This window comes from uncultured Rothia sp. (assembly GCF_916049665.1).
Classification (GTDB): Bacteria; Actinomycetota; Actinomycetes; order Actinomycetales; family Micrococcaceae; genus Rothia.
Genome location: NZ_CAJZIE010000051.1, coordinates 1 through 17,953, shown reverse-complemented (window position 1 = coordinate 17,953; position 17,953 = coordinate 1). Strand labels below are relative to the sequence as shown.

Sequence of the window (17,953 nt, the reverse complement as noted above, 5' to 3'; positions counted from 1 at the left end):
TGGTTTATGTGTGTTTTAGGGAAATACCCTGTGTGCTTTCAATTTTATAGGACAAAGTGTCAGTCGCGAAAGCTAAGACACGTCATCTTCTGTAATATTTGCATAAAAAATCCGAATTTAAGGAAGATTCTCATCTTTCCGCGGTTTATAGGGTCTTTCGGGTGCAAAAAACCCACCGCAGCCTCAAGAGGGGATGCGGTGGGTTTTGATTCTATATGTGGGATGCATGTTGGTTTGCAGGGCTTTAACTGCCTGGTATTGTGTGGTTTTATAAATTCAATCCCACATAAGGTTGCGGTGACTGTAAGCGAGATTCTCACTCAAACCGGTTTGTAACCCGACCTTGAAACGCCGAAGGCAACCGTACCGTAGCCGCTGCTAGATCTCTGCAGAACCCGTATTTTCCGCAGAACCCTTACGCTTCTTTGCCCCAGCCCGAGAGCCAGCGCTTGCCTCAACGGAAGCGCCCGCAGCGCCCTGAGAGCCGGGCTGAGCATCAGAGCTATCCGCCGTATCAGCCTGGGACTTCAAACGAACCACCGGAATCATGCCCGTGGCAAGCTTCGTCTGAGCATTACGCTGAGCCTTCAACGCATTCATCTGCTCCTTACGGCTCGGCTCCTGTTGCGCCGGCTGACCAGAACCAAACGCCTGACGAATACCCAACGCCCACAGCGGGAACAGCAGAACCGTCAGCGCGCCACCAGCCACCAGCAGAGAAGCCGTTGACTCCTCCAAAAGATCCGAACTGGTCGCAACCTCCGTCACCGCCACAATAATCGGCAGACCCGCAGCCGAATACAGCGCCAACTGCGCCTTCTGCGCGCGAGTGGTCAGGCCCGAACGGGTATCGAAGAAATGCTCCGCCAAAAGAACCGGAACACCACGGCACAGCAAAATACCCACCACCACAGCAAGCAGACCCAGAGGATTCGCAAACACCGCAGACACGTCAATGCCCATACCGCTGACCACAAAGAACAGCGGAATCATGAACGTAAAACCAACCACCTCAAGGCGGCGAGTCATCATATGCAACGCCGCCGGAGGAGTCAGAGTACGCAGAATCAGACCCGCCGCAAACGCGCCCAGCACCGCGTCCAAATCAAAGAGCGCAGTGCACATAATCAGGGTAGCCAGCAGGAACATCGCAAGACGCAGAACCGTCTGACCGGTCGTATTCGCCTCCGCCGCCATAATCTGGCGCAGACCCGGCACATGCGCAAACAGGCGGTGAGGAATCAGCGCCGTAATCACCGCAACCACCATAAACGCCAGCAGCACCACAAACGCCATGCCCGGCGAACGCGACGACAACAGCAACGAAATAGCGAAAATCGGCAGAAGCTCACCCACAGCACCGTGCACCAGCACCGCATTACCCACCGGCGTACCGGCGGCACCATGAGACTTCAACATCGGCAACAGAGTGCCCAACGCCGTAGAACTCAGCGCCACACCCACCGCAACATACGTATTCAGCTCACGCGAGAACGACGTAATCACCGCCGCACCCGCCATACCCAAGGCAAAACACACAAACCACGTGGCAATAGCGCTATACCCCTGGCGGCTACGCAGAGACGACACATTAATCTCAAAGCCCGCAATCAAAAAGAGCATGCCCAGACCAAGCTCCTTCAGCAGCGGAATACCGCCCTGACTGCTAGCAAGGTTGAGCATATTCGGGCCAATGAGCAGACCAAAAATGAGCAGGAAGACCACATCCGGAATCTTCTTACCCGTCAGACGCGAAAGAATCGGGGACAGCAACGCAACCAGGGTAATCCAGAAAATGGACACAAACTGGCCGCTATCGTGGCTCGACCCTTCCGAGAGGGTCGTACCCGAGGCAAGAAGAGCGCCGGAAGTCCCCAAATCCGTCAAGAAAAGAGGGGAGAAAGTCGAAAACATAAAACCTCAACGTGGTGTATGTGCAGGTGGGGCGCGTTTGAAACAGTAAACGGGGCAAAAATGCGCCCGCTGGATTACCCCACCTTTAAGAACGTACCAATGGTACACACCTACCCCCACACAACAACACTTGAACAGCACTCACCAGGGGCGAGAGGCGCCGGTCAACAGCCGGCAGAGAAGCGGCATGAGAGCAAAACCTCCGCGCCACCGCCCCGCTGGACACAGCTTCCACCGTTACACTTAACACCTATGCCAGCGCATCCGGCACACACCACCGGAAGCGGCACACAGACTCTCAAACACGGCACTACAAGGAGCGAGGACATGGCAGCAGGGCGCACTCAACCCATCCCCACCGTCAGCAGCGGGGCACGCGCCGCTTCCCTCGGAGGTACCCGACGCGACCTCGGGCTCGACCTCGCCCGCGCCTTCGCCGTGCTCAGCCTGCTCATCCCCTTCGGATACTGGCTGCAGCTGATTCCGGTCTCCTGGAAATTCTGGATCCCGCAGACCCTCGTACCGGCTGAACCGCTCTTCGCCGCCATCCTCGGTGCAGCCGCCTGGCGGTATGCACGCACCGCAAACTTCCCGCAGCTCTTCGCCGGAACCATCGTGCGATTCCTCGCGCTACTACTGCTGGGCGTGGCACTCATGCAAGGCATCACCTACCTGCCGGAAGCCGGCGTCACCGTACCGGCACAGGGCTTCAGCTATTCTCTGCCCTTCGACATGCTCGTGCACCTGGCACTACTCACCCTGCTGACCCTATTCGTCGTGCACCTGCCCCTCTGGGTAGTCGCAGTGCTTGCGGTAGTCACCAGCCCCTTCATCACCTGGACCTACACCCTGCTCATGGACGTAGCCGCCCAGGCTGATGCGTGGACCGCCGTGCAGCTGCCCTTCCTGGCGAGCCACGGAGTCAACCACGCCCAAAGCGCCCAGCTCATCTGGGTCATGTGCCTGGGCATCGTGCTCGTGCGCCTCTACGACAACCTGCAGGCAAAGCTCGCAATCCCCGTCGTACTCGCCGTACTGGCGCTCGCCGTGTACCGCACCTTCAACCCCTACACGGAGCTGGGCTTCCTCAACACCCCGCAGGTACTGCTAACCCTGAACCTGGCGGCAATCCTCTACTTCTGGGCCGAATGCGCGCGCCTGCTCTCCGCGCAGGCGGGAATGCTCACCCCCGTTGCGCGCCTGGGCCAGATGTCGCTGAGCGCCTCCATCGTGCTGAGCGGAATCATCATCTACGCAGGCCCCACCATCAAGGCATTCACCGTCGGCGAGCACTACGTGGCAACCGGAGGCTGGGGCACCGCCGTGTACTGGAGCGCCTTCCTGTTGCTCGGCGCCGTCATCGCCCTGGGCTTCTGCACCCTCTGGTCGCGCATGGCGCGCTCTATTGCCGGACGCGGCCCCCTGGAGGCGATTCTCGCCCTTATCTCCGGGCGCGGCTAAGCAAAATCTGAACTCAAAGCGACCCCCTCCCTGCGTTTCTGCACGGGTAGGGGGTCGCTTTTATGCATTAAAGCTCTGCGGCAAAAAATACTGCGGGTACGACAAAGCCCCGGTCCAGCGGACCGGGGCTAGTTGTCGGGATGACAGGATTTGAACCTGCGACCTCGTCGTCCCGAACGACGCGCGCTACCAAGCTGCGCCACATCCCGATGTTGACCTATCAGCGAATACCGTAGGCAACTCACCTAGGATAACCCAAAAAAATTCAGAACGCAACACAGCGGCACGCCGCCGGATGTTGGGGCGACTCAGAGGCGCCTAAACGTCAGCCTCCTGCACCTGATTCAGCTCATCCCACGAGGCGTACATCGCCGCAAAACGACCGCCGGAGGCAATCAGCTGCTGCGGGGAGCCATCCTCCACCACGGACCCCTCATGAATCACCAGCACACGATCAGCACCCAAAACCGTCGAGAGGCGATGCGCAATCACCAGCGCCGTACGCCCCGCCAACACGGTACGCAGCGCCGCCTGCACCGCACGCTCACTCGGAATATCCAGCGAAGCCGTCGCCTCATCCAGAATCAGCACCCGCGGATTCGCCAAGAACACGCGAGCAAAGGACACCAGCTGACGCTGACCCGCCGACAGAGTAATACCGCCACGACCCAGCTGCGACTCGTAGCCGTCACGCAGACGCTCAATGAACGCGTCAGCGCCCACCGCCTTAGCGGCAGCCTTCACCTGCTCATCGGAGGCCTGGGGGTTACCCATGCGGATATTCTCCAGAATCGACGCGGAGAACAGGAACACCTCCTGGGTCAGCATGAGCACCTCACGGCGCAGTTGCACGTCCGCCAGCTGGCGAACATCCACGCCGTCAATACGTACCTGGCCGGAGGAAACATCGTAGAAACGAGCCACCAGCTTAGCGATAGTAGACTTGCCGGCACCCGTAGCACCCACCAGTGCCACGGTCGTACCCGGCTCAATGCGCAGGGTCGTTTCCTTCAGCGCGTGACGGTCTGAGGTGTACCCAAAGACTGCCGAATCCAGCTCAACCAGCGCACCCTGAACCTTGCCGGACGCGCCCTCAGCGGTACCGTCAGCAGACTCCACGGCGCGCTCATGCGGATGCTCCGGCTCAGCAACCTCCGGCTCCTCAGCCAAGAACGACGACAGCTTCTCCAGCGCGGACATCGCCGACTGGAACATGTTGTAGAACTCGGAGAGCTGCATGACCGGCTCAAACACACGGTTCGCGTAAATCACCAGCGCCAGCAGGGTACCGATCTGCATGGTGCCGCCCAGCACCGCGTAACCACCCAGCACCAGCGCACCGGCAATAAACACATTGCCCAAAAGCATCAGAACGGGCGAGTAGATGCCGAAAATCTTAATCGAATCCATCACCGCCAGGCGGTAACGTTCCGACGCCTGAGCGTACTCGGAACGCATCTGCGCCTCCGCACCAAACGCCTTCACCGCGCGGATACCCGTAAAAGTCTCCACAAAACGGCTCGTCAGATGCGCAGACTCGGTACGCATCGTGCGAAAAACCGGCACCGCAGTCTTCTGGAACCAGCGCGTCAAGAAATAAATCGGTATGCCCATGACCAGCATGAACAGACCGATACGCCAATCCAGCAGAAAAATAGCGACCGCAGAAATCACCATGGACAGCAGAGTAATCGCCAGCTGGCTAATGCCACTGTCCAAGAAGCTACGGACCGTATCAATATCGCTGGTCAGACGCGAAATGACCTTGCCCGAGGTGTAACGTTCATGGAACGACACACTCAGCGACTGCGCGTGACGGAACACCCGCTTACGCAGGTACACCACCACACCCAGCGACACGCGCACCGTGTACGCCACGTTAACCCACGAGAAAATCGCGGTCACCGCGGTAGCCGCCACAAAAAACACCAGCAGGGTCAGCAGGACAGATGCGTCACCCTGCTTGAGCGGCTCAATGGAACTATCCAAGACGCGGGCAATCAGAATCGGCGCAATCGCCGAAGACCCCGAAACCAAAAGCACCGAAACAATCGACAGCGCCAACGCCCCACGATGCGGGCGCAACATCTGACGCAGCAGAGCCATCGAGCGTTCACGGGTTTCCGCGCGCTCCTGCGGGGTCATCTCCTCCCGCGGCTCCGCCGGACGATGATGGGCCATTAGCCCTCCTCCATCGTCATCAGCTGGCGGTACTGCTCCGAAGAATCCATCAGCTCAGCGTGAGTACCCTCAGCCACCACGGCACCGTCAACCATCAGCAGCACGCGGTCAGCCAGAGCCACCGTGGAGGGGCGATGCGCCGTCAGCAGGGTAGTGGCACCGCCCAGGCCCTCCAGACCCTCACGTAGACCGGTAATAATACGTTCCTCGGTGTTCACATCCAGCGCCGAGAACGGGTCATCCAGCAGTAGAACGGAGGGGCGCTTCGCTAGGGCACGCGCCAAGGACAGGCGCTGACGCTGACCACCCGACAGGCTCATGCCTTCCTCACCAATGACGGTATCCAGACCCTGCGGAAGCTCCGCCACGAAATCGCACGCAGCCAGCTGCAGCGCGGTGTTCAGGGTCGCCTCCAGCTCTTCCTGGCTCGGGTAGTCCTCATCCTCGGTGCCGCGCTCGTACTGCTCGGCAACGCCCATCAGCACATTCTCGCGGACCGTGCCGGAGAAGAGCACCGCCTCCTCAAAGACGAACGCGGTCTGGGCGCGCACCTCCTCAATAGACATGTCGGCGGTATCTCGGGTGCCAAAACGCAGGGAGCCGGAGGTCGGCTCGTAGAAACGCGGAACCAGCGAGAGCACAGTGGACTTACCGCTGCCGGTTGCACCGACCAGCGCCAGAATCTCGCCCGGGAAGACCTTGAAGTTCACGTCCTTCAGCACGGACACCTCGGGTGCCTTCACCTCAGAGTCTGCGCCGGTAGCCTCTGCAGGAACAGCGGCAGACGCGTCGGCAGCGTCGTAGCTGAACTGAACGTGATCGAAAGTGACAGATACTGCGCCACCGCTGGGGTACTGCATAGTTTCCTTCCCGGAGCCGCCCTCGGCAGACACTCCAGCTACTGTTGACGAATCAGAAGCACCCTGCGGATGCTCGGGGCCAGACACAGCCCCGGAACCACGGACCAGCGGCACGGCCTCAAAGCCCGGCTCGTCCATGACCTCGTTGTGGCGTTCGAGCGCCACCTTATAGCTCAAATAGGCAGACATCAGCGCGGTCGAGCGCGTCACGTGGCTGAGCACGGTCGTCTGAACCGCAAAGTAGGCGGTCATCGCGCCCAAACTCAGGGTGCCCGCGGCAACCTGCGAAGCGCCCACAGCCAGCGCCACCGCCGTAGAGACACCCACAATCAGACCCTGGTACAGGGCAACGCGAGCAACCAGCATCGACCTGCCGTACTCGCGTACCTGCAGGGCATCCACCGACTCGGAATATTCCTGAATCTGCTCGGGGGAGCGGCCCAGCGCCTTAATGACGCGGACGCCGCGCACCGACTCCTCAATACGGGTGGAGAGGTCACCGGTCATCTGCTGAATCTCATGCGAAGCACGGTAGTACTTGCGGGTAAAGTTCACCAGCGACAGCACCAGAATAGGCACCGTCACCACGAATACCAGCGCCAGGGTTGGCGAAGAACGCAACATGAAGAAGCCACCGACCAGGAACATCACCGCAACAGTCAGCAGTTGCACAATACCGAAGGACAACCAGCGGCGAATCGTACCCAAATCGCTCATGGAGCGGGTCAGCAACTGACCGGAGGGCCAACGGTCCAGCAGAGAAAGCGGGGCGCTGAGCAACCGGTCAAAGAAGTTCATGCGCATGGATAGCTCAATCGTGGAGGTCGGATCCACAATCAGCCAGCGCCTCCAATACATGAAGGAGGCGTGCGCAATGCCCAGCAGAAGCACCAAGCCACCGGCAATCCAAATGGCGCTCTCGGTGGTGCTCTGCGAGAGGTGATCCACAATAATCTGCAACATCTGCGGGATGGAAATCTCAAGGGCACCGGCACCAAACGCCACCAGCAGACCCACACCCCAACGCACACGAATCGGACGCGCATAGGCGGCGAGGGTGCGCGGGGCACGCTGACCGTGCGCGTAGTCGATCGGGTCGGGGGTCGGCTCGCTCGCGGTCTCCAGGAAGGGATTGCGGCGGCGCTTAGTCGTGTGTGCTGTAGAAGCCTCAGACATTAGTGGCGACCACCTGCCGAAGCGGCGGCGGTAGACTGCTCCTTATCGCGAGCCGTGAGGGTCACCAGAATCGCCTCCGGCGGGCAGAACAGACGCACCGGAGCAAAACGAGAGGTGCCCAAACCGGCAGAAACCTGAACCGGAATACCGGACTGCTCACTGACACCCTTCGCACGCGAAGGCGGCAAATCGCAGTTACTGACCAGAGCGTGACCGCCGGGAAGGCAGACCTGACCGCCGTGCGTATGGCCGGCAAAAATAGCCTGTGCGCCGTCCTGCACGAAACGGTACAGGGTACGCATGTAGGGGGCGTGCGCCACGCCGATACGGACGCTCGGCTCCTCACCCTCATCGAAGGCACCGGGCGCGAAGCCGGGGTGCTCATCGTAACGCAGGTGCGGGTCATCCACACCGGAGAACTCCAGACGCAGACCCTTGAGGTTCAGCGTGTCGTAGCGGTTGACCAGGCCCGTCCAGCCGCGCGACTCGAAGGCGTCGTGCATCCGCTCAATGGGCAGTGGTACGCGCGAGCCCTCCTCAATCATTTGCGGGGTGCGTGGCTGCCACAGGTAGCGTGCCGGGTTCTTGAAGACGGGCGCGAAATAGCAGTTCGAGCCGGGCACAAACACACCGGGGAAGTCCATGAGCGGGTCGAGCGCCTCCAGCAACGGACCCATACCGTCCACGTGGGAGAGGTTATCGCCCGTGTTCATCACCAAATCCGGCTCCAGGGCAGCCAGCGAGTGCATGAACTCGGTCTTCTTCCGCTGCCCCGGAATCATGTGCATATCCGAAATATGCAGAATCCTGAAGTCGGGGCTACCGGCAGGCAGCACCGGCAGGGACTCGGTGCGGAGCTGAAAATTATTCAGCTCAATAAAGTGCCCATACGCCGCCGTGGCGGCCCCCAAGGCTGCAGTGGCGGCTACCGCCCCCGCAACCTTCTTCAGGAGCGGGGAGGAGCCGCGTGCGCCGGGGACCGCCACGGGGACGCGGGCGTTGACTGCGTTTTCACACATGATCAATCGCCTTTCAGGCTTCAGCTAGATTAGCTAGGATTCGAGCTGTACGACAGAACCTTATCGCTGGGGGTGGTGAAGTCCTTCGTGTCGTACTTCGGGGCCATCGTCTTCATGAACGACTGCCACTGTGCACCCGCGTAGGTTGCACCATCGACGTACTCGAGGACTCGACCGTTAATGCCCACACCGTTCAGGGAGCGGAAGCCGAGGTTGTTAGAACCAACCCAAGACGCGGTGGACAGGCCACGAGTGTAGCCAACCTGCCAGGTCTGGGAGGAGTTATCGTTCGTACCGGTCTTCGCAGCCGAACCGTTCGGCAGGCCAATGCCACGCTGGGATGCGGAACCGCCAGGCTGGATAACGCCCTTCAGAACCCAGCTGACACCGTTTGCGATGTCCGGCTCAAGAACCTGCTCGCACTGGTTCTGGTATTCCTTGAGGGTCTCACCGTTGGTCTTGGTGATCTTATCGACCGGGCGGGGGGTGCAGTACTTACCTTCAGAAGCGAAGATAGCGTACATGGATGCGCTGGTCAGCGGGGAGATACCGTACTTGGTACCACCAATGTTGGTACCCAGGTCGGGGATGCTGTGCAGCGGCTCGCCAGTACCGTCCAGCGCGTGCATCTTGATGGACAGGTCGTGCACATCGCACAGGTCAATCTGGGAGAGCATGCCGTACAGGTACGAGTTCAACGACTGGCGAATACCGTACGCAGCGGTACCGTAGGTCAGACCGCCGTTGACTGCGTTCTTGTAGGACCAGCCGTTCGGCTGACCGGTGTAGTAGTACTTACCGCCGTCGTAGCACTTGGCGTTCCAGCCGAAGCTGGTGGGCCAGAACAGCTGGGTACCGTTCACGGTGCCGTTCGCACCGCGGCCGGTTCGGAGCCACTGAGCCAGAATAATCGGCTTGAAGGTCGAGCCGGGCTGGAAGCCCCTGGTACCGCCGTATGCGGAATCAACGTTGTAGTTGTACTCGGTCTTCGAGTGGTCGTTCGCGTCAGCAGGGGTGCCGAGCTCGGTGTTCTGAGCCATGGCGATGACGCGGCCGGTGCCGGGCTCAACACTGGTCAGTGCGGAGTTCACGTCGTTCCAGTTGGTGGCTGCCGGCTGGGTGGAGTCCACTGCCTGCTTTGCCGCGGTCTGAGCCTCGGGGTTCAGGGTGGTGACAACCTTCAGGCCGCCACGCTTAATCGCGGTGTTACGCAGCTCAGCGGTTGCGCCGAGGGACTCGTCCTGCAGCAGGTAGTTGACCACGTAGCGGCAGAAGAACGCCTTGTCACCCGCCAGGGAGCAACCCTGGGACTTGGGGTGGACGTTGAGCTTAATGTCGCTGGCGATGGCGTCGCTGTATTCCTTATCGGTAATCTTGCCGTCGCGGAGCATGGTGCCCAGAACGATGTCGCGGCGTTCACGGGCGAGCTCGGGGTTCACGGTCGGGTCGTACACGTTCGGTGCCTGCACCAGACCGGCAAGAAGCGCGGACTGCGCCACGTTCAGGTCCTTAGCGGAAATACCCCAGTAGTACTGTGCAGCAGCCTCAACACCGTAGTTCGAACCACCCAGGTTCACGATGTTCAGGTAGCCTTCAAGGATTTCGTCCTTGGACTTGTTCTGCTCCATAGAAATCGCAAGCTTCATCTCGCGAATCTTTGCGGCGTAGGTCTTGTTACCGTTCAGGGTCGCGGTAGCGTCCTCACCACGAGCCACAGCGGCGTCCACAATGAGGTTGTTGACGTACTGCTGGGTCAGGGTGGATGCACCCTGACGGCGACCGCTACCGGAGTTAATGATGTTGTTCAGGAACGCACGACCAATACCAATCGCGGAGACAGCGCCGTGATTGTAGAAATCACGGTCCTCAACCGAGACGATGGCGTCCTTCATCTTCTGAGAAATCTGATCCAGCTTGACCGGCTCACGGTTCTCTTCGAAGAAGGTCGCGATTTCGGTCTTGCCGTCAGCAGCGTAAATAGTAGAAGGACGGGAAGAGATGCCATCGGCAATGTCGTCAGGAAGGTCCTGGAACCATGACATCGACGCGTTCGCGACCATACCGGCACTCACAGCCGGGGGTACGACAATGATTGCCGCGAGGAAACCGGCAATCACGCTGAACGCGAGGAACTGCAAAAAATCTCCCGGACGGCGACGCGCACGGGTTTTCTTAGATGAAGCCATTCATTCAGTTTATCCCATGAAACTGTGAGAAGAAGCCCGTCTCGGGACCCCACAGGGAGGTGGGCGCCTCAGCCCTGAGAATAAAGCCCCAAAAAGCCCCGGACATTGACCAAAACCATAGCGAATCCCTTTTACTTATTCGACCCTGAAAGCTAGTCTAGAGGGTATGAAGAAATGGGAATACGCAACTGTACCGCTGATGATCCACACGACCAAGGCAATCCTCGACAACTGGGGTGAAGACGGCTGGGAGCTCGTAACCGTTCTCCCCGGCGCATCCGCACCTGCTGGCGCAACCCCCGCGTCGAACATGGTCGCTCCGACTCAGGGCAACCCCATCGCCTACTTTAAGCGCGAGAAGGCTGACTAAGAGCAGCGTACCCGGCGGTCACCTCGCTATCCCGACTCTCCTTTAACTAGGGGAGCGCGGGAATAGATGAGGAAGGCCGCCGGTTAGCCGTTTAACAGCTGCCTGAATATCAGTAGCGTTTAGATTTGCGGCGTTTCCACTATCACCGTTTGGGTGCCAGCACCCGCCATCCTTCTGGAGTAATCATGACTGAATCCCGTATTGAAGCACGTATCCGCGAACTCGGTTACGAACTGCCCGTAGCTCCCGCCCCCGTTGCCGCCTATGTTCCCGCGGTGACCTCCGGCTCCTACGTGTACACCTCCGGCCAGCTGCCCTTCGTTGACGGCGCCCTGCCTGAAACCGGTAAGGTTTCCGACTCTGGCGCTGAAGGCTTCGTGACCCCCGAGGATGCGAAGAAGTACGCGGGTATCAGCCTGCTCAACGCCCTGGCGGCGGTCAAGTCCGTTATTGGCGACTTGGACCGCGTGCAGCGCGTCGTGAAGGTTGTTGGCTTTGTGGCGTCCGAGGTGAGCTTCACCGCTCAGCCCGCCGTCATTAACGGCGCATCCGAACTGCTCGGCGAGATCTTCGGTGAGGCAGGCCAGCACGCCCGCTCCGCCGTGGGTGTTCCCGTTCTTCCCCTGGACTCGCCCGTAGAGGTCGAGATCATCGTTGAGTATGTCTAATCTGTACACCGGCGCGCTGCCGCTGTCTGCTATTCGTGCTGCCCAGGCTCAGCGGGCAGCACAAAGTGGCGCCCAAAAGACGGTGAACGGTATCGACGGTCACGGATCTGGTGGGGCACAGGACATCAAGACCCTGCCGGTGCAGGAACGCCGCTTCGGCACCCCCACCCCGGCTGATGGTGTGGAACGTCCGCGCATGTTCACCGGTCGACAGTCCGCGGCTAACCCGCGAACCTCCTGCATTCAGCGTCTCTACACGATTCCCGAGTTCATGCGCACCGCCGCCGAAAGCTGGCGCGAGGGCGGCAACGAAGGTGCAACCGGCTGCACGATGCGTCAGGCGGCATCCGTCATTTTTGTGCGCGACGGCGACAACGGTCTCGAAACGATTCTGACCTACCGCCCCGGCACCTCCCCGCTGGGTGTGGTGGCGTTCCCCGGTGGTACGGCTCTTCCCGGTGATGATGAGTCTGCCTCCTGGGTTGGCCCTGGCGCCGAATATTGGGAAGAGCAGTTCCACTTTTCCGATATTGCTCAGGCACGCCGCAGCGTTATGGCTGCCGTGCGTGAATCCTTCGAAGAGACCGGTATTCTGCTTGCTGGCGAGGATGAACAGGACGTTGTGGAGCGCTCCAGCACCCCCGAGCTCATGGCATGGCGTGAGGCGGTCGCTGCTCAGGATAAGAGCTTCTCCGACTTCCTGACCTCCAGCGGTTTGAGCGTGCGTGCCGACCTGCTGCGCCCCGTGGCGCGCTGGCAGTCCCCGGACTTCTTCCTCAAGCGCTACGACATCGCCTACTTCAGTACAGCACTGCCCGTGGGTCAGGACCCGAAGCTGCTGCTCGGTAAGGGCGTGTGGGGCGACTGGCTGAACGTGCGCGAACTGCTCGAAGCCAAGGACACCAGCGAACTGGGCGACCGCATCGGCCAGTCCAACACGGTGGGCCGCACCCTCGACCAGCTCATCACCCCCGGCGTGATGTGCCTGCTCGAATCTCTGGCGAAGGCGCAGACCTCCGTGGCGTGGCTGTCCAAGCGCCGCAAGATTGAGGTGAAGAAGCCCGTGCTCGTCACCCACAACGGTGCGTGCATGCTCTCCTTCACCGAGGTGGTCCCGGCTACGACCGGCTCCATGTACACCGGCGCGATGGGCGTGCTCTAGCGAGCTGCCGCCTACACACGCTCATGACTGAAGCGTTAAATAAATCAGGAGCCGTTTCCCCATGCAGAGGGAAACGGCTCCTGATTTTATTTAAGTCGTGCGTCTTTAGCGGGAACGCTGGCGCAGGCGGGGCAGGTCCAGAATGACCACCGCGCGTGCCTCCAGGCGAATCCAGCCACGAGAAACGAACTCGGCAAGAGCCTTGTTCACGGTCTCGCGGGATGCGCCAACCAGCTGTGCCAGCTCTTCCTGGGTCAGCTCGTGAGCAACGAGCACGCCGTCGGTCGCGGGGCGGCCGAAGCGGTCAGCCAGGTCCAGCAGAGCCTTAGCGAGGCGGCCGGGAACGTCGGAGAAGACCAGGTCAGCCAGTGCCTCGTTAGCGTGGCGCAGGCGGCGAGCCAGAGTCTTAATAACCTGATCGGAAATCGAGGGGTCCAGCTGCTGTGCGCGCTTGAAGGACTCGTGCTTGATGGCAGCCAAGCGGGTCTCAGAAACAGCCACAGCGTTGGTCGAACGGGGCGAAGGATCGAAGAGAGCCATCTCGCCGAAAACGTCACCGGGACCCATAATCGCGACCATGTTCTCGCGGCCGTCAGCGGCGGTGCGGCCCAGCTTGACCTTACCGGAGAGCACAGCGAAGAGCTGGTCGTCCTGGTCACCCTCGTAGAAGAGGACAGCGTTGCGGGAGAGGTCAATCTCCTGAATGTCATCGGTCAGCAGAGCGAAAGCTGCATCGTCGAGGTTAGCAAAGAGAGGGGTGCGACGGAGGATCTCGAGATCCATAAAGTTCTCCTAGATATGAGGTGATGAGCCGAAGCTCGTAAATGTTCAGTGAGTGAGCCCGAACCGGTGTCATGCGTCTCAACATCTGAAATGTGAGAAGGCTCAAGCTAGTGTGACATATTCAACTGATATGAGCGTACCCTAAAAAAGCGCTTTATGCATTCCGATATAGGGCGCTTTACAGCAAAAGTTATTTCTTTCGAGAAAATTCAAAGCTTACCCACAGGTTCAGCCCCTAATATCAAGCATCCAGGTGTGTACTTTTTCGGTACCAAGCACGCTGACACCCTCATGACAAACCCTCATGACAAGGAGGCGCACCGCCTCCACACGCGGTACGATGCGACGAGGCAGAACCCGGTCTCAACAACCCCGGAACCGCCCGTCACGCCCGCCGCAGGGTACAGCGTGCCACCACACTCACAGGGCGCCAGCCCGCACCAACCACATTGGGCACACCGTGACCATTTCTACCCACCAAGGAGGCAATTAGTCGTGACGACTGGCATCAACCTGCTTGATATTGCTATCCCCATCATCTTGCTGCTCTACTTCCTCGCCGGAGTCCGCAGCGGATTCTTCACCACCCTCGGAACCTTCCTCGGCCTGGGCCTGGGCGTCTGCGCTGCAGCCTGGCTCGTGCCCCTCGCCGTCGCCTCCGTGGGATCCCAGTGGAGCCTCATTACCGCCGTCGGTGTGCTCATCATCTGCCTGACCATCGGACAGTGGCTCGGCCTCGTCGCCGGACGCACCATCCGCCGCGTCACCGACATCACCCCGCTCAAGGGCATTGAACGCTTCTTCGGCGGAGTGCTGAACCTCGCAGCCTGCGCCCTGGTCATGGTCGTGCTGACCATCTCCATGCGCACTGTGCCCATCCCGCAGCTCAACACCGTGCTCAGCGAATCCAAGACCCTCTCCTGGATGGTCGCCTCCACCCCCGAGGTCGTCAAGGACCGCATCAACACGGTACGCAACGACGTGCTCGCCTTCGGAACCATTCCGGAAGTCAGCCAGCTCATCGCACCCGAAACCAGCGCCCCCACCCAGACCGTAGAATCCGCGGCACTGGACCAGGCGGCAGCCTCGGTCGTTGAGATCCTGGGCGCCGCAGAGCAGTGCGGCTACACCTCCACCGGCTCCGGCTTCGTGGCGGATAACGGCCTGGTTGTCACCAACGCCCACGTGGTCGCCGGCGTGACCTCCCCGGTCGTGCAGGACGCCCGCGGCCGCACCTGGCCCGGCACCGTCGTCTACATGGACACCGAACAGGACCTTGCCTTCATCAGCGTTCCCAAGCTGCCGCTTGCACCGCTGACCATTGGCACCAACGCCACCGCAGGTAGCCTCGTGACCTTCATGGGCTACCCCAAGGGCGGCCCGTTCAAGGCGCTGCCTGCCACCGTGCAGGGCATCGGCAACACCCAGACCATCGACGCTGACACCGGCCGCGCCAACGCCATGCGCCAGGTCTACCAGCTGGCAGCCGACGTGCAGCACGGCAACTCCGGCGGCCCCGTCCTCGACGAGAACGGTAACGTGGTCGGTGTAATCTTCGGTAGGGCAACCACCGGCCAGGCCGGCTACGCCATCACCGCAAGCACCCTCAAGCAGGCACTGGCCGAAGGCGGCGACAACACCGCCGCAGTCTCCACCGGCACCTGCCGCAAGTAACGAGTAAAAACATTCAGGCTCCCGAACCTCTAGCGAGGAACGGGAGCCTGAACTATTTAACGCTGAATTGTTGAGCGAGGGGGATAGGCGGGGCTATTCTGCCAAATGCTGCGCTGCTATTCCGCAAGGTGCTGCGCTAGGAAATCAACCGCCATGACATAGCCGTACGCACCCGCACCGGCAATCACCGCAGTAGCCTGCGGTGATACAAACGAATGATGACGGAATTCCTCGCGGCGATGCACATTCGACAGGTGCACCTCAACCACCGGAAGCTCAGCCGCCTCCAGCGCATCGTGCAGCGCTACTGAAGTGTGCGTGTACGCCGCCGGGTTGATAATAATCGCCGCGCCACGAGTGCGAGCACGCTGAATCTCATCCACCAGCGCCCCCTCATGATTCGACTGCATAAACTCAACATCAAAACCATGATCCGCCGCGCGTTCACGCACCATACGCTCAATATCGTGCAGAGTGGTGTAGCCGTACACCTCGGGGCGGCGCTGCCCAAGCAGGTTCAAATTCGGTCCGTTAAGCACAAAAATCGTATCTGACATAAAACCAGTGTGGCACAGTAGGCGCCCGCCAAGCGCTAGTCGGCGCGAACTGCCCAAAAAAAGATGAGACACAGAAAATGATGGGCGAGCGAGCCAAGTACGGTGAACCTCGCTACCGCCCACATACCCAAGCCCGGTACCCTCGCGCTATGACCGAGAACGCCACCCAGCCCACAGCAGACGCACAGAACACCGCAGCACGCAACGCTGCGGCACAGAACACCGAATCGCTCCTGCAGATCCGATTCGTTCCCGAATTCAAAGCCGCAGCCGCCGCACGCCGCCTCAACGCCCGCGCACCCGAAAGCCACCTCGCCACCGTGCGCCGCGCCCGCAAAATCAACCGCATCCTCGGCGAAACCTACCCCTACGCCGTCGCAGAACTCGACTTCGACAACCCCTTCGAGCTACTCATCGCCACCGTGCTCTCGGCACAAACCACCGACGTGCGCGTCAACTCCGTCACCGGTGCACTCTTCGCACGCTACCCGGACGCCGCCGCGCTCGCCTCCGCACGTACCGAAGAGGTCGAACCCTACATTCAGTCCCTCGGCTTCTACCGCGCCAAGGCACGCTCCATCGTCACCCTCTCCCAGCAGCTCGTAGAACGCCACAACGGGCAGGTTCCCTCAACCCTCGAAGAGCTCGTAGAACTCGCCGGAGTCGGTCGCAAAACCGCGAACGTGGTCCTCGGAAACGCCTTCGACGTGCCCGGACTGACCGTAGACACCCACTTCGGTCGCCTCGCACGCCGCATGGGATTCACCACCGCAGACGCCCCCGAAAGGGTCGAAAAAGACGTCGCCGAACTCATCGACCGCAAAGACTGGACGCTCTTCTCACACCGCATGGTCTACCACGGCCGCCGCATCTGCCACGCCAAAAAGCCCGCCTGCGGTGTATGCCCCGTTGCCGACCTCTGCCCGTCCTATGGAGCCGGGGAGACGAACGAACAAGCAGCACGTAAACTCATGAAATACGAAATGGCACCCGGTCGAGAAGACCTGCACCTGCGATTCCTGCAGGGCGCAACCCGCCGCGAACTCATGGCAGAAGGCTACCCGCTCAGCGCCTAACGGCGACTGAACCAAACCGGAATGCAGCCGCACAGAAGAGAGGTACACAGATGAGCGCACCCGAGGTACAACCCGAACAGGCGGGGCAGGAGGCACAGCACCCCGCCCAGCAGGCACTGGCGGCTCTCGCAGAGGGCGGCGTGGAATTCGACGTCCAAGCCCTGCTAAGCAGCGCACCCGCCAGCCCGTTGAACAAAGAAGCCGCCGTGCTGATTCTCTTCGGCGTGCTCGACAACTCGCCCTCCACCGGCGAATTTGAAGGCTGCCCCGAGAACGTCAGCGCCGACCTGGATGTACTGCTCCTCGTGCGTGCCGCAACCCTGCGCTCACACGCCGGTCAGCCCGCCTTCCCCGGCGGCAAAATCGACCCTGAAGACTACGCGCACGCCGAAACCACCGGCGAACCCGTCGCCCACATCGCCGCCCTGCGCGAGGCGGTCGAAGAAACTGGGCTAGACCCCGCCGGCGTGCAGATCCTCGGCCAGCTGCACACCCTGCCGCTACCCATCAGCAACTTCATGGTCACCCCCGTTATCGGCTGGTGGAACAGTCCCGTGCCCGTCGAAGTCGTCGACCACAACGAGTCCGCGCTCATCGCCCGCGTGCCCGTGCGTGACCTGCTCAACCCCGCCAACCGGCACACCGCCTACGTCAAACACGGCCGCACTTCACACCGCACCCCCGCCTTCGAGGTGCGCATGCCCGGCGGCGAAGAATTCACCGTGTGGGGATTCACCGCGATTCTACTGGACCGGATCTTCGACTCGCTCGGCTGGACCGTGCCCTGGGATACAAAAAAGATGCGCCCGGCACCCGGCTACGAAGAATAACTACGAGGAGTAAAACCGGCTGGAATAAATACCTGA

14 protein-coding genes and 1 tRNA gene are annotated in these 17,953 nt (G+C 60.8%); 7 read left to right on the top strand and 8 right to left on the bottom strand.

Annotation, left to right across the window (positions count from 1 at the left end; genetic code table 11):
• Positions 1-378: 378 nt before the first annotated feature.
• On the bottom strand, positions 379-1,914 hold the full coding sequence (locus QZ540_RS06120) for a cation:proton antiporter (protein ID WP_294628479.1): 1,536 nt from the start codon (positions 1,912-1,914) through the stop codon (positions 379-381).
• A gap of 327 nt (positions 1,915-2,241) precedes the next feature.
• Here QZ540_RS06120 and QZ540_RS06115 point away from each other — a divergent pair, with 327 nt between their 5' ends.
• Positions 2,242-3,375, top strand: a complete 1,134-nt coding sequence (locus tag QZ540_RS06115; protein WP_294628477.1) for a hypothetical protein — start codon at positions 2,242-2,244, stop codon at positions 3,373-3,375.
• 135 nt (positions 3,376-3,510) lie between these two features.
• Here the strand turns inward: QZ540_RS06115 and QZ540_RS06110 are convergent.
• The 5 genes from QZ540_RS06110 to QZ540_RS06090 all read right to left on the bottom strand — a co-directional run bounded on the left by QZ540_RS06110 (position 3,511) and on the right by QZ540_RS06090 (position 10,797).
• Positions 3,511-3,584, bottom strand: a tRNA-Pro gene (locus QZ540_RS06110).
• Positions 3,585-3,693: 109 nt separating this feature from the next.
• On the bottom strand, positions 3,694-5,556 hold the full coding sequence (locus tag QZ540_RS06105) for an ABC transporter ATP-binding protein (protein WP_294628475.1): 1,863 nt from the start codon (positions 5,554-5,556) through the stop codon (positions 3,694-3,696).
• Positions 5,556-7,592, bottom strand: a complete 2,037-nt coding sequence (locus QZ540_RS06100; protein WP_294628473.1) for an ABC transporter ATP-binding protein — start codon at positions 7,590-7,592, stop codon at positions 5,556-5,558. Before QZ540_RS06100 ends, QZ540_RS06105 begins: the two co-directional genes overlap by 1 nt.
• Positions 7,592-8,611, bottom strand: coding sequence for a metallophosphoesterase (locus QZ540_RS06095; protein WP_294628471.1), 1,020 nt, complete (start codon positions 8,609-8,611; stop codon positions 7,592-7,594). Before QZ540_RS06095 ends, QZ540_RS06100 begins: the two co-directional genes overlap by 1 nt.
• 29 nt (positions 8,612-8,640) lie before the next feature.
• On the bottom strand, positions 8,641-10,797 hold the full coding sequence (locus tag QZ540_RS06090) for a transglycosylase domain-containing protein (RefSeq protein WP_294628469.1): 2,157 nt from the start codon (positions 10,795-10,797) through the stop codon (positions 8,641-8,643).
• A 166-nt stretch (positions 10,798-10,963) separates the two neighbouring features.
• Here QZ540_RS06090 and QZ540_RS06085 point away from each other — a divergent pair, with 166 nt between their 5' ends.
• From QZ540_RS06085 to QZ540_RS06075, 3 genes are all read left to right on the top strand, one after another.
• Entirely contained in the window at positions 10,964-11,167 is a 204-nt protein-coding gene (locus QZ540_RS06085; protein WP_005504647.1) for a hypothetical protein, read from the top strand.
• 185 nt (positions 11,168-11,352) lie between these two features.
• Complete coding sequence (locus tag QZ540_RS06080; RefSeq protein ID WP_294628467.1) at positions 11,353-11,835, top strand: RidA family protein; 483 nt, start codon at positions 11,353-11,355, stop codon at positions 11,833-11,835.
• Positions 11,828-12,997 carry an NUDIX hydrolase gene (locus QZ540_RS06075; protein ID WP_294628464.1) on the top strand — a complete coding sequence of 390 codons (1,170 nt, stop codon included), beginning with the start codon at positions 11,828-11,830 and terminating at the stop codon, positions 12,995-12,997. The genes QZ540_RS06080 and QZ540_RS06075 overlap by 8 nt, the downstream gene beginning before the upstream one ends.
• 105 nt (positions 12,998-13,102) lie before the next feature.
• On the opposite strand, the gene QZ540_RS06070 is transcribed toward QZ540_RS06075, so the two are convergent.
• Positions 13,103-13,780, bottom strand: a complete 678-nt coding sequence (locus QZ540_RS06070; RefSeq protein WP_005504653.1) for a Crp/Fnr family transcriptional regulator — start codon at positions 13,778-13,780, stop codon at positions 13,103-13,105.
• Positions 13,781-14,275: 495 nt separating this feature from the next.
• Between QZ540_RS06070 and QZ540_RS06065 the strand changes: the two genes are divergently transcribed.
• Complete coding sequence (locus QZ540_RS06065; protein ID WP_294628462.1) at positions 14,276-15,454, top strand: MarP family serine protease; 1,179 nt, start codon at positions 14,276-14,278, stop codon at positions 15,452-15,454.
• Positions 15,455-15,570: 116 nt separating this feature from the next.
• Here QZ540_RS06065 and aroQ read toward each other — a convergent pair whose 3' ends face one another.
• Positions 15,571-16,011, bottom strand: coding sequence for a type II 3-dehydroquinate dehydratase (aroQ, locus tag QZ540_RS06060; RefSeq protein WP_044150130.1), 441 nt, complete (start codon positions 16,009-16,011; stop codon positions 15,571-15,573).
• A gap of 149 nt (positions 16,012-16,160) precedes the next feature.
• Between aroQ and nth the strand changes: the two genes are divergently transcribed.
• A complete protein-coding gene (gene nth / locus QZ540_RS06055) occupies positions 16,161-17,087 on the top strand; it encodes an endonuclease III (RefSeq protein WP_294628460.1) in 927 nt (308 codons plus the stop codon).
• A 50-nt stretch (positions 17,088-17,137) separates the two neighbouring features.
• A complete protein-coding gene (locus QZ540_RS06050; protein ID WP_294628458.1) occupies positions 17,138-17,917 on the top strand; it encodes a CoA pyrophosphatase in 780 nt (259 codons plus the stop codon).
• Positions 17,918-17,953 lie beyond the last annotated feature (36 nt).